Source organism: Niveibacterium sp. (assembly GCF_041909475.1).
Classification (GTDB): Bacteria; Pseudomonadota; Gammaproteobacteria; order Burkholderiales; family Rhodocyclaceae; genus Niveibacterium.
Map to the genome: position 1 here is coordinate 1 of NZ_JAYRDJ010000046.1, position 13409 is coordinate 13409.

At 63.6% G+C, this 13409-nt stretch carries 8 protein-coding genes and 1 pseudogene; 6 read left to right on the top strand and 3 right to left on the bottom strand.

Annotation, left to right across the window (positions count from 1 at the left end; genetic code table 11):
* From ACE3P0_RS19640 to ACE3P0_RS19650, 3 genes and pseudogenes are all read left to right on the top strand, one after another.
* Nucleotides 1-1208, top strand: a pseudogene (locus ACE3P0_RS19640) (hypothetical protein); the annotation flags it as partial.
* A gap of 535 nt (nucleotides 1209-1743) precedes the next feature.
* Nucleotides 1744-5064 carry a chitobiase/beta-hexosaminidase C-terminal domain-containing protein gene (locus ACE3P0_RS19645; protein WP_374404473.1) on the top strand — a complete coding sequence of 1107 codons (3321 nt, stop codon included), beginning with the start codon at nucleotides 1744-1746 and terminating at the stop codon, nucleotides 5062-5064.
* A 96-nt stretch (nucleotides 5065-5160) separates the two neighbouring features.
* Nucleotides 5161-5790 (top strand): type II secretion system protein N, encoded by a 630-nt coding sequence (locus ACE3P0_RS19650; RefSeq protein WP_374404474.1) that lies wholly within the window; start codon nucleotides 5161-5163, stop codon nucleotides 5788-5790.
* A 430-nt stretch (nucleotides 5791-6220) separates the two neighbouring features.
* On the opposite strand, the gene ACE3P0_RS19655 is transcribed toward ACE3P0_RS19650, so the two are convergent.
* From ACE3P0_RS19655 to ACE3P0_RS19665, 3 genes are all read right to left on the bottom strand, one after another.
* Entirely contained in the window at nucleotides 6221-7858 is a 1638-nt protein-coding gene (locus ACE3P0_RS19655; RefSeq protein ID WP_374404475.1) for a hypothetical protein, read from the bottom strand.
* A gap of 686 nt (nucleotides 7859-8544) precedes the next feature.
* Entirely contained in the window at nucleotides 8545-8760 is a 216-nt protein-coding gene (locus ACE3P0_RS19660; protein ID WP_374404477.1) for a hypothetical protein, read from the bottom strand.
* Between the two features lie 107 nt (nucleotides 8761-8867).
* The gene (locus ACE3P0_RS19665) at nucleotides 8868-10187 is read right to left on the bottom strand and encodes a sigma-54 interaction domain-containing protein (protein WP_374404505.1); all 1320 of its coding nucleotides are present in this window, start codon (nucleotides 10185-10187) and stop codon (nucleotides 8868-8870) included.
* A 339-nt stretch (nucleotides 10188-10526) separates the two neighbouring features.
* Between ACE3P0_RS19665 and cydP the strand changes: the two genes are divergently transcribed.
* From cydP to cydB, 3 genes are read left to right on the top strand one after another with little or no spacing between them, the layout of a single operon-like run.
* Nucleotides 10527-10712 carry a cytochrome oxidase putative small subunit CydP gene (gene cydP / locus ACE3P0_RS19670; protein WP_374404478.1) on the top strand — a complete coding sequence of 62 codons (186 nt, stop codon included), beginning with the start codon at nucleotides 10527-10529 and terminating at the stop codon, nucleotides 10710-10712.
* Nucleotides 10702-12258 (top strand): cytochrome ubiquinol oxidase subunit I, encoded by a 1557-nt coding sequence (locus ACE3P0_RS19675; RefSeq protein WP_374404479.1) that lies wholly within the window; start codon nucleotides 10702-10704, stop codon nucleotides 12256-12258. The genes cydP and ACE3P0_RS19675 overlap by 11 nt, the downstream gene beginning before the upstream one ends.
* Nucleotides 12259-12267: 9 nt before the next feature.
* A complete protein-coding gene (gene cydB / locus ACE3P0_RS19680; protein ID WP_374404480.1) occupies nucleotides 12268-13407 on the top strand; it encodes a cytochrome d ubiquinol oxidase subunit II in 1140 nt (379 codons plus the stop codon).
* Nucleotides 13408-13409 lie beyond the last annotated feature (2 nt).

Sequence of the window (13409 nt, forward strand, 5' to 3'; positions counted from 1 at the left end):
CACTGCAGGCGGCGCAAACGGTGCTCGATGAATCGATCGCGCACAACCGCCGCGAAGACGGCCTGTACCACGCCTACAACCTGCTGGTGCCGAACGAACACACCGTCAGCGTTGACCACCTCTACCCGATGCTGGAAGGCCAGGTCGCGGTGCTGGCCTCGGGCGTGCTCGGCGCCAACGAAGTGGCAGACCTGCTCGATGCGCTGTTCGCCTCGGCGATGTACCGCGCCGACCAGCAGAGCTTCATGCTGTACCCGGACACGAACCTGCCGGGCTTCCTCGTGAAGAACCGCATACCCGCCGCCAGCGTCGCCGAAAATCCATTGCTGACCGCCATGCTTGAGCGAGGCGACAACCGCATCGTCGAACGGGACGCGGACGGCACTGTTCGCTTCGCGCCCGCCTTCTCCAACGCCGGCGACCTTGCGCCTGCACTTGAGCGGGCGGGCAAGGACTACGCCGAATACAGCGCCACCACGCAGGCGCAAACGCTGGCACTGTACGAAGCGGTGTTCCAGCACCGCCGCTTCACCGGCCGCTCCGGCACGATGTTCGGCTTCGAAGGCCTCGGCTGCATCTACTGGCACATGGTGTCGAAGCTGCTGCTGGGCGTGCAGGAGAGCTTCTTTACCGCGATCGAGCAGGGCGAGGACGCCACGGCCATCCGCCGCCTCGGCGAGCACTACTACCGTGTGCGCAAGGGCTTGGGCTTCAACAAGACGCCGGCCGAGTACGGCGCCTTCCCGTGTGACCCGTATTCCCACACCCCAGGCCACAGCGGGGCGCAGCAGCCGGGCATGACCGGCCAGGTCAAGGAAGAGGTGATCGCACGTTTCGGCGAACTCGGCGTGCTGGTGCGTGCAGGCTCAATCCGCATCGTGCCGGCCCTGCTCACCGCCGCGGAGTTCGGCAACGCTGCGCGCAGCTTCAGCTATCGCGACGTGAACAGCGAGAGCCAAACGCTGCCACTTGCTGCCGGCGCATTGGGCTTCACGCTGTGTCAGGTGCCCTTCGTGTTCCAGCTCGACCAAGCGGCCGACGCGCGACTCGACGTCACGGTCACCCATGCCAACGGCCGTACGGAGACGATGGCAGGGCCTGCGCTGACGCGCGAGCTCTCGCAGCAGGTGTTCATGCGAAGCGGCGAAGTCCTGCGGGTGGATTGCCGCATTCCCGCCGCCACGCTCTTCAGCGGCATCGTGGCCTGAGCACGCACCGCAATCGGGTCGAGCGAACCGTAGATCGCTCGATCACTGCCTGAACCCAAAAGGCCGGCCACTGCGCCGGCCTTTTCATTTTTCGTGCGGGGCCGCATAGCCCACACCGGCTGCCACGTCCGCCTGTTGGCAAGATCAGCGTCCGCATCGAGCGCCCTCTCTAACGGACGTTCGGCGCCGCTCACCTCCGTACCTCGCCTCGCACCGCGCAAACCCTTTCGCAGCGCTCGAATACGCACCCTCGCCGTACTGCATCAGCGTCGGACTGACTGCATAAGCAATTGATTCGCCGCAAAAAAGCAAGCGCTGACGACACCCCCGACGGTCTTGCGGAACGCATTCCAAGTGCTTATCCGCCCATAAATCCGCGCGTATAACGCCATCAGCCGTATCGATGAAAGCGCTTCCTTTTTTTGGGGCCCGACAACAGACAGCTACAGCGACACGGCGTTTGAGCTCTGGGCGCCAGCCACGCATGCCCCAGCCGGGGCGGCGGGCAAAGCCCGCACACCGAGGAGATCAAGAAATGACCTTGCAGTTACACCGGGCGTACCGGTCGTTACTGGCAGTGCTTGCACTGCTGATGACGCTTACGCCATTCGCGGCACGCGCCGCGGACTACACCGTGGGGGCCGACCTGGTCGGCAGTACCGCGACTCTCTGGTTCCAGTCCAGTGTCGGTTCGACCTGGGTTGATGCGCACTACAGCGTCAACGGCGGCGCGCAGCAAAACGTGCGCATGACCTACAACAGCGGCAAAGGCCGCTTCGAGACGACCTTTGCCGCGAGCGCGGGACAGGTCGTGAGCCATTCCTTCACCTACGACAAGGCCGGTCTTGCCTACGATTCGCCGACCAGCACGACCACTCTGGGCGGCGGCGGCGGTGGCACGGTTGCCACGCCGACCTTCTCGGTGCCGTCCGGCACCTATAACAGCACCCAGACGGTCACGATCGCGACCGCCACCGGTGGCGCCACGATCCGCTACACCACCGACGGCTCCACGCCGACGGCCGGCTCGCCGGTGTATAGCGGCGCAATCACCGTTTCCACCACCAAGACGCTGAAAGCCTACGCCACTGCAAGCGGCATGACCGATTCCGCCGTCGCGAGCGCCAGCTACACGATCAACACGGGGGGCGGCTTCTCGTTCACCAACGGTGTTGATGTGTCGGGCACCACTGCGGTGATCTGGTTCCAGCCGAGCACGACAATCAGCTACGTTGACGTCCACTTCTCCGTGGCCAACGGCGCACAGCAGAACATGCGCATGGTGAAGAACAGCAGCACCGGGCGTTATGAGAGCAGCGCGACGGTCGCCTCCGGCAACGTGATCAACTACTGGTTCACTTACAACGTGACGGGTGCGGCGCAATACGACACAGGTGCGTACAGCTTCACCGTGAACGCGCCGAAGAAGGCCGCCACGCCGACCTTCAACCCGGCAGGGGGCTCCTATGCAAGCCCGCAGAACGTCGCGTTGAGCAGCGCCACCAGCGGCGCAACGATCCGCTACACGCTGGACGGCAGCACGCCGACCGCTTCGTCGACGCTTTACACGGGCCCGATCGGCGTGAGCAGCGATCGCACGATCAAGGCGATCGCGATCGCGAGCGGCTACGACAATTCGGATGTGGGTAGCGCCAGCTACGTGATCATTCCTGAACTGCGGCTACCGCCGCCCACGTTCAGCCCGGCCGGCGGCAGCTACACCAGCACGCAGACGGTGACCATCACCAGCACCGCGGGTGCCAAGATCCGCTACACCACCGACGGCAGCACGCCGACCGCCAGCTCGCCGATCTATACCGGCCCGCTGACCGTCAGCACCTCGCAGACAATCAAGGCCTACGCCAGCGCAACAGGCGTTGCCGACTCGGAAATCGCCACCGCCGGCTACACCATCGACAACGGTGGCACCGGCTTCGTGCAAGGCGTCTACGAGCTGGGCACCACCGCGACGGTGTGGATCAAGCCGACCGGCAGCAGCGCCTACGCGATCCTGCACTACGCGATCAACAACGGCAGCGAGATCAGCCCGAAGATGACCTACAACAGCACGCTCGGCCGCTTCGAGTTCGTGCTGACGCCGGTCAAGACGGGTGACGTGATCAACTACTTCATCACCTACGCCGTGGGTTCGGGCCAGCTCGATACGCCGCGCTACAGCTACAAGATTGGCGGCCCGTCGCCGGTGGCAAAGCCGACGATCTCGCCGGTCGGTGGCAAGTACGCGAGCGTACAGAGCGTGCAGCTCTTCACCACCGAGTCCAACTCGACGATCCGCTACACCACCGATGGCTCGGCGCCGAATACCATGTCGCCGCTGTACGTTGGCCCGATCATCGTGAGCACCGCGAAGACGATCAATGCCATCACCGTGAAGAGCGATGGCAACCAGTCCGGCATCGCGAGCGAAACCTATGTGATCGGTGAAGACGACAAGACCGTTGCCACGCCGACGATTTCGCACGCCAGCGGTGACTATGGCCAGCCGATCGCGGTGAACTTCCTCAGCATCACCAACGGCGCAACGCTGTACTACACGCTGGATGGTTCGACGCCGACCAGCAGCGCCACCGTCTACGGCGGACCGGTGTGGGTACGCAGCAATGCCACCGTCAAAGTGGTTGCGATCAAGGGCGGCATCAGCTCCAGCGTTGCCACCGCGACCTACACCATCGGCAGCGGCAGCGGCGAAACCTGGAACGGCAAGACCACCTTCAACGTGGTCAACGGCACCAAGGGCAAGTGGTCGGACGACAAGGTCTTCTGGTCGATCATCGGCAAGGACTGGAACACCGGCAACTTCGTCCATGTCGACATGAACGGCAACCTGATCCCGATGAGCGTCGGCGACAACGGTGCGCTGATGAAGAACGGCCAACCGTACGCCAACTACTTCTACTCACTGGCGCAGACCAAGTCGATCACCATCCCGGCGATCAACTCGGCCCGCCTGCTGATGAGCGTTGGCGAACCGATGTACATACAGGTGAACACCGACATCAACGGCAAGATCGCCTACGCCGGCGCCAACATCGAGAACCCGACCGACCCGAACATCGATGTGATCTTCGACTTCGGCGAGTTCGCCATCCTGCCGCCGGGTGCCAACCCGCAAGGCATCTTCGTCAACACCACCCGTGTCGACCAGTTCGGCTTCCCCGTCAAACTCAATGTCACCGGCCTCGATGGCTTCGACATGACGGTTGGCGAGAACCTGAGCGAATCGCGTGAGGAGATCTTCGCCAAGTTCATCAACGAAGTGCCGGAAGCCTTCCGTAGCCTCGCACAGGCCCCGTACGCGCCGTATCGCATCATGGCCCCGGCGCATGCAACCTTCACGAAGGACGGCGTCAACGAGCACTACCTCGATGCCTACATCTCGGAGATCTGGGAGAAGTACCGCAACCAGGATCTGGTGATGGATCTGAAGAACGGCTGGCCGGTATTCACCGGACGCGTCGTGGGCGACACCTTCCAATTCACCGACAGCGCAGGTACCTACTACATCAACGGCAAGCCGACGACCTCGATGGTCATGCTCGGCGCAGGCCTGCTCGACGACCCGAAGGGCACCTCGGACGTTGGCAAGCAGCTGCAACTGCAAGCCCAGATGTGTGCAGCCCTCAACCGTCATGTCGCCGGCCAGACCTTCGACAAGTGGTGGAATTCGTCGGCCTTCTACCCGGCAGGGGCGGTGGCCAACTACTTCACCAAGTTCTGGCACGATCACAGCCTGAACTCGCTGGCCTACGGCTTCGCGTATGACGATGTGGGCGGCTACAGCCCGTCGATCCACACTGCCAAACCGAAGACCGTGACCTACACGATCGGCTGGTAACACGCAGCTCCGACGCTCCGGCCGCCCCCGCGGCGGCTGGAAGCGGCACACCGCCACGGCCGGGACTCCCGGCCGTGCGCACGAGAGGCCCTGAACATGAACAGCCCAATTCACGGCAGTTTTCGCAGCCCCCATCGCGCGGGACCCGCGTCCGGCACTGGCACGCATCGACTCCGCATCAAGATTGCGTTCGGCATCGCAGCGGGCGCACTGATCGGCACCCTGCTCCACCTCAGCGGTAAGGCAGCGCCGGAGACCGAGGCGGTCACGCCACCCAGCACCGCACAAGCGCTTGAACAACGCAGCAAGCCGATGCCGCCGCTGGTACTCACCGGCGTTGTTCACGACGCCGCCTTGCAGCGCAGCTACGCAGTGATTTCTGTCGCAGGCGCAGCGGCGCGCGAATTCCGCGTCGGCGACGCACTGGCAGAAGACGTTCAGCTCGTCGAGATCGCCGACGATGCGGTCACCGTGGTCGGCAACGGCCGCGCCGTGCGCATCGCGCTGACCTATATCGCGCCCCCGGTGCAGGCGGATCCGCGCATCACGACACGCGGCGCCAACGACTGGCGCAATGCCTCCTCCGCGCGCAGCAAGAACGAACCCGCCTCCGCTCCGCCAACGGTCGTCGCGCCGCCGCGTGGCTTCACGTCGCCCAGCAGCACCAGCACCGATCGCGCCGTGTGGCGCGCAAGGCAGAATAGCTACGCTGACGTTGACAATTGAGGGCTATCCGCACGTGAAGGAATCGGGGGCACCGGTGTCGGCAGCAAGGGCGGGGCTCATCGTCGACCTGGTCGAACACCAGTTCGCCTACGCCGCGCCTCTCGTCGAGATTGCTCGCGGATCAGGGCAATTCGTTCACGTTGGAAGCCGAAAACCAGGAGGCCTTCCAATAGAGAAAATCGCTCGCCAGCAAGCCGCCATTGATCCGCCACCTCTGTGGCGTCAGCATGACCAGCCGAGCCCAATGCAGGCGCTGTCCTTTCTGGGCGTCCGCCGAGGGAGCATGCGTCCGCTCACGTGGTCAATCCATTCGTACCCAATTGACGCGTGCATCGGTGACCTGCCGCCCGACTTGCGCAACGCTGAGCGATGCCTGTGTGCGAGAAATGTCTCCCAGCGACACTAGATGTCTTGTCCGGCGGCAGCTCCGCTATTGCGAGGAATCGGTCTGCACAACGGTCCAGGAATCTTTCTGAGCAACATCGAAGGAAAGCAGTACCGATTTCTCGCGGCCGGTACTCGCATCCAGCCCACTGACTTGAAGCAGGCCCGCAGACCCACTCAGTAGCATCTTCGGCGCCAGAGGAGACGTCAGGCTACTCAACTTTGCGGCCGCCGCAATCACAGTTTCGTCTGCATATAACGACAAGCTGCTGTTGTAAGGGTCGAAAGCATAAAGACGCTCTCCTCCCACGGAGGTTCTCACCCTGATCAGGCCATAGCCATATTCGGTTGTTCGGGTTTCGCTTCGCGTGTCGCGACCAATCGCCAACGCGTGCAGGAAGAACTGCTCTGTCAGTTTGATCGTGGTCCCCTGGAACACCGCAGAGAAGTCACTCCCTACCTTGGGGTCTACCGAAACGCGAGAAAACACCAAACTGCTATTCGCTGCGGCAATCGCTCGCTGGCCAGATAGCGTCGGCTGCTTGACGAGTTGACCGCGGTCCCTATCGGCGACATAAACGTCTGCGAAAAATGGGTGCGCGACGCCAAGGTAGTCGGGCGCGGCACCATCGCCAAGAGGAATCGATCCGCTGGGGTCTTCATCCGCCGCCGAGAACGGGGAGAGGCTGGCTACGACCACGCCGGTCGCCTTGTCATGAGGCAGCTTGACGAGAACCCGACGCCACAAGCCAGACGCTAGAGCCTCGCTGCCCACAAATGTGAATTCCCCACTCTTCGCACCGTTAAACGTCAGGGGGCTGCTGCCGGGGCCGAGGATGCCAAGAGTCGTTGTCAGCACATCGACCTGCCCATCGGCGAGTTTGATACGCGTAAACCCGGCGGCGGAGGCGCCGGTGGCGCCACGGTCGAATAGCGCGATGTTTTGACTTATATCCAGCAGTTTGCTACCGCGCGCAACGTTCCAGCTGGCCGCAATCGTATTGGGCGCCCCGGCCCTCAATTGCACGATCTGATCGCTAGCTACACCCGCGCGCCGGATCAACCAACCGCTATCGCCGCGCAGGGCATATGCATTGATTGGCGCGAGCACCTCTCCGGAACCAGCAACTTCGGTTGTTCTCCCGGTAACACCAAGCACTACGGCGGTGTCATCAGACGTACCGCATTGCTTGTCAGGACCTTGTTTTTGAATAAACAACACAGAGTCTGTCGGCTGCGCAAGCGACTGTGCAACGCTACCAAGCGGGCACAGTTCGTCCGATGTGTACAGCGTTGAACTCGACGGGCGGGAGCCGTTTGCTTCTAGGCTGACACGTAGTAGTGCGCGTCGAGTCTGATCGAGCACGAAAAGATGGGTGGCCACGACTGGCGAGCTTGAACTGGAAACATCGCGCAGACCGTATACCGGCCACACAACATAGGGCGAATCTGTTGCCGGCAGAACGGTTAGCAGCCGATCGCGCGTTCTTTCGTGCAAAAGTTCAAGCGAAGTGACCGTCAGGGGGGCCGCGACCATATCGTCGCTCGCGACCGGGGGCTGGTACCAGCCGGTTTTTGGGTATTGGGCTTCCGGAGAAGTATCACCTCCCGCGCCGCCGCACGCGGCAAGAAGCAGAAACGACAGCACGACCAACGGACGAACCGAAAAAATGAGCTTGTGCATGTTTGGGATAGGCTTCGATGGATCTTCGATGATTCAGGATGATACCGACCGACGGGCGCCGTCATCTTTTGTCGGTTAATTTCGGATAACGATCAGGAGCTAAGTCACGGCGTATCCCACTGCATACGACGCATTCGCATCCTCAGTTGTGGGCGCGAGTAATCGATCGGCGAATGCGGAAAAGGGCGCACGACACTCACGGACGACAGAGCGCATTGGGACACCTCGGCGCATTCCATCCGCGGAGTTTGGTAATTGGCATTCGGCATATGCGCGTCGCGCGATGAAACACGCACGGATGAGATAAGGTCGCCCAAGCAACGCAAGCGATGCCGAACTCGAATGACCTTTTATTGACTCAAAGGTTGTGCAGATCCTTCGGTATTCGGTCGCCGCTCCGAGAGAAACGTTCGAGTTCGAGCCGACAGCCAATCTCCCAATGGACTGACCTCTGGGGCCCACGCCAACGTGGACGCCCTCGGCACCGCGGCAACCTCGACCCAGTTCGGAAGTCAGGGGGTCAGCGAAAAAACGCGGGCCGGTATCAACCGTCACGGCCAGCGCTATCAGCGCCGACAATGGATGCCACAACGACGCCTCAATCGAACTCGTTGAGGGCACGGGCCCTATAGCCCGATGCCGCCGCGCAGCCACCCGCGGGTTGCCCTTAAGACCGACCGTTTGCCCTAAAACGGCAAGCGCGGACGCCGTGGTGCAGGCGTTTCATCTTCACTCTGCGACGGCGCCTCGGCGCGAACCGGTTTGCGTGGCATGTTCAACTGCTCGCGCGCGAAGCGCACCCGCCCTTCCAGCACGCAGCCGCGCATGCCCGGATCGCAGCGGGCACCCAGCACCCGCTGGCAGATGTTGTCGATGTCGTGGGGACAGCTCCAGGCACTCATGACAGTCACTCCGCAATGCAATAGCTCGCAGGCGTTGCCCGCGACACACCCGCATTATCCCACCCGTCCGCGTCGCCCAGCCGACGCCCACTCATACCGGTGGCGCGTTATTCGGCGTCGGACTTGCTCGTGCTGGCCAGCTCGCTCAAACGTCGATACAAGGTCCGCTCGCTGATGCCGAGCGCCTTGGCGAGCGATTTGCGCGAGCCCTGATGTTCGGCAAGCAACTGCGGCAGGCGCTCTGAAACCGGTACGGGCGGCGCCCCGCGCGGAGCCTGCGTCTCGCAGCGCTCGGCAAACAGTTCGTCGGGCAGATGTTCGGGTTCAATCGTGTCGCCGTCGCACATCAGGCTTGCGCGTTCGAGCAGGTTGCGCAGCTCCCGCACATTGCCCGGATACGTGTAGCGCTCCAGTTGCAGCAGGGCCGCCGTCGATATCGTGAGGCGGCGTTTGGGTGCCACCCGCACCAGCAATGCCTGTGAGAGCGCTGCAATGTCCTCCGGGCGTTCGCGCAGCGCGGGTACTGCGATCGGGAAGGTGTTGAGCCGGTAATAGAGGTCGGCGCGGAACGCACCGGCGCTCACCATGTCGCGCAGTGAACGGTGCGTGGCGGAAACGATACGGATATCGGCGCGCCGCACGTCCGTCGCGCCAACGCGGCGATAGGTGCCGGTTTCGAGCAGGCGCAGCAGCTTGACCTGCATCGCGAGCGGAATCTCGCCCACCTCGTCGAGGAACAGCGTGCCACCGCTGGCGGCTTCGACCAGACCCGCGCGCGCGGCCGAGGCGCCGGTGAAGGCGCCGCGTTCATGGCCGAAGAGTTCGCTCTCGAATAGCGTTTCCGGAATGCCTGAACAATCGACGGGTACGAACGGCCGCTTCGCGCGCGCGCTGCCGTCATGAATCGCCTGCGCGACCAGTTCCTTGCCGGAACCAGATTCGCCTTCGAGCAGCACCGTTGCCTCGGACTTCGCCACCCGCGCGACCAGTTCGAGCATGCGCTGGAAGCGCGGCGCACGGCCGACCATCTTGCGCGAGCTGTCCTGCGCCTGCGTGACCGGCAGCGCCGCCATGCGCTCGACGAAGTAGCGCACTTCGCCCGATGCGTCGCGCAGCGGCGTGAGCTCGATATCGACGTACTCCTCGCCGCGCGGCGTGTGGTGCAGGTGCATCACACGCTCACGCCCGCCGGACTCGCGGCTGCGTGCGAGCGGGCAGGTCTCGCCCGCCTGGTCGCAGGGCACCGTGTAGTGGTGCGAAACCTGATAGCAGGTCTTGCCGACCACGCTCTTGCCGCCCGCCAACTGCGCCCGGTAGGCCGCATTGGCCGCCAGGATGCGGTACTGCTCGTCGAAAACAATATGCGGCTCGGGCGAGGCATCGAGCAGCGAGAGCAGTTCCGGGAAGGGGTGCGGCACGGTCGGCATGGTGAGCAGGCGTGGGGTTACGACAAGCCCGCATGATGCGCGCTCCGGCGCCAGGCTGCCAGCGGGCACCGCGTTGCCACCATTGGCACACCAATTTGGCAGCACCCAGCTCCTTACCGCGCATCGGCCCCAGCCTATTCGGACCGTCACCTAACTATTTGGTGTGGCGCTGCCACGAGCGCTGCCGTTGGCAGCAAGTCGGGCTGTCATGGGCAGACAAGCCCCTGCCAGCAGAACTGGCCATAAAACACGCAAAGCATTGTTTTTTCGCAGTTGTTTAAGCAATGGGCAAGCTGGCCCGGATCTTGATTAGAGGGCTAGATCAGCAGGAGGGGGCGCATGGGAGACAGACGCTTGGTGCGTGAGCTGGCAGTGCTGGTCGCGCTGAAGCTGGTCGTGATCGGCCTGCTGTGGTGGGGATTCGTGCGCGACGCACGGGTCGATGTGACGCCTGCCAGCACGGCAGCCGAGATGGCAGGCGGCGCGCGGCATGACATTCAGGGGGCAACAGAATATGGTCAGTGAGCAACTGGTCGATTTATCGCGGCTGCAGTTCGCCGCGACCGCGATGTACCACTTTCTCTTCGTTCCGCTGACGATCGGAATGACCTGGATGCTGGTCATCATGGAGAGCGTCTACGTGATGACCGGCAAGCTCATCTACAAGGACATGACGCGCTTCTGGGGCAAGCTGTTCGGCATCAACTTCGCGCTCGGCGTCACCACCGGCATCACGATGGAATTCCAGTTCGGTACGAACTGGGCCTACTACTCACACTACGTCGGCGACATCTTCGGCGCCCCGCTCGCGATCGAGGGCCTGATGGCCTTCTTCCTCGAATCGACCTTCATCGGCCTGTTCTTCTTTGGCTGGGACCGCCTCTCGCGCCGCCAGCACTTGCTGGTGACCGTGCTGATGGCGGTGGGCACCAACCTCTCCGCGCTGTGGATCCTGATCGCCAACGGCTGGATGCAGAACCCGGTGGGCGCGGAGTTCAACTACCAGACCATGCGCATGGAGATGACCAGCTTCTGGGCGCTGATCTTCAACCCGGATGCGCAGGCGAAGTTCGTGCACACGGTGTCGGCCGGCTATGTCACCGGCGCGATGTTCGTGCTGTCGATATCGAGCTGGTACCTGTTGCGCGGGCGCGATGTGGAATTCGCGAAAAAGAGCTTTCGCATCGCCGCGGCCTTCGGCTTTGCCTCCGCTTGCTCGGTGATCGTGCTCGGCGACGAGTCCGGCTACACCGTCGGCGAAGCGCAGCAGACCAAGCTCGCCGCGATGGAGGCGATGTGGGAGACCGAGCCTGCGCCCGCGGGCCTCAAGCTCATCGCCGGCATCAACGAAGCGCAGATGAAGAACGACTGGGAGATCTCGGTGCCCTGGCTGCTCGGGCTGATCGGTACCCGCTCGCTCGACAAGCAACTGCCCGGCATCCACGAGATCCGCGCGAAGAATCGCGAACGGGTCGTGTCGGGCATCGAAGCAGTGCGCGCGCTGGAGCAGGTACGCCACAACCCGGATGACCTCGCCGCCAAAGCCAGGCTGCGAACCCATCAGGCCGATCTGGGCTTTGGCCTGCTGCTGCGCAAGTACGTGCGGACGATGGACGAGGTGACACCCGAGCTGATCGACCGCGCCGCGGCCGACACGATTCCGCGCGTTGCACCGCTGTTCTGGAGCTTCCGCCTGATGGTGGCGATCGGGCTCGGCTTCTTCGCGCTGTTCGGGCTCGCGCTCTGGTACTCGATCCGCGGCAGTTTCTCCGAACGGCGCTGGCTGCTGCGCTGGGCGCTATGGTTCCTGCCGCTGCCCTGGCTCGCCTGCGAACTGGGCTGGTTCGTCGCCGAATACGGCCGCCAGCCGTGGACGATCTACGGCGTGCTGCCGACGCATCTCTCCGTTTCCACGCTCAGCGTGGGCTCGCTGTATGGCTCGCTGGCCGGCTTCGTTGGCTTCTACACGCTGCTGCTGGTGGTCGAGATGTACCTGATGGTGCGCTTCTCGCGCCAGGGTCCGGGCAGCCTCGGCACCGGTCGTTACGCCTTTGAAACCGCCCACGCCTGAGGACACGCCATGCTCGACTACGAAACCCTCAAAGTGATCTGGTGGCTGCTGGTGGGCGTGCTGCTCGTCGGCTTCGCGGTGATGGACGGCCACGACATGGGCGTCGGCACGCTGCTGCCCTTCGTCGGCAAGAACGATGTGGAACGCCGCATCATCATCAACACCGTCGGCCCGCACTGGGACGGTAACCAGGTCTGGTTCATCACCGGTGGCGGCGCGATCTTCGCAGCCTGGCCGCTGGTGTATGCAACGGCCTTCTCCGGCTTCTACTGGGCAATGCTGGCGGTGCTGTGGGCGCTGTTCTTCCGCCCGGTCGGTTTCGACTACCGCAGCAAGATCCACGATGCACGCTGGCGCAGCACCTGGGACTGGGGCCTCTTCGTCGGCGGCGCGGTACCGCCGCTGATCTTCGGCGTGGCCTTCGGCAACCTGCTGCAGGGTGTGCCCTTCAGCTTCGACGAGAACCTCGTCTCCACCTACACCGGCAGCTTCTGGGCGCTGCTCAACCCCTTCGCGCTGCTCTGCGGCGTGGTGTCGAGCGCGATGATCACTGCGCACGGTGCGGTCTACCTCGCGCACCGCACCGAAGGCGCAATCGCGCAGCGGGTGCGCCTGACTGCAGTGGCGGCCCTCGTCGTGATGCTGCTCGGCTTCGCTGCGGCGGGCGTGTGGCTGGCGCAGGGTATTGATGGCTTCGTGATCCGTTCAGCGGTGGACACCGCCGCTGCCGCCAACCCGCTGGCGAAGCAAGTCACCCGCGAAGCCGGCGCCTGGCTTGCCAACTACCAGCGCTGGCCGCTCACGCTCGCGCTGCCGGCGCTGGGCTTTGCCGGCGCGCTGCTGGCGATGCTGGCCGTCTCACGCGGTCGCACGCTGATCGCCTTCGTCGCCTCCTCACTCGCGATGACCGGCGTGATCGGGACCGCCGGCATCTCGATGTTCCCCTTCGTGATGCCCTCGTCCAGCCACCCGGCTTCCAGCCTCACGGTGTGGGACAGCGTTTCGAGCCACCTGACGCTGTCGATCATGTTCTGGGCGGTGGTGATCTTCATGCCGCTGATCATCGCCTACACCGCCTGGGCCTATCGCGTGATGGCCGGCAAGGTCACCGCCGACTTCATCCGCGAAAACGAACACAGCGCTTACTGATT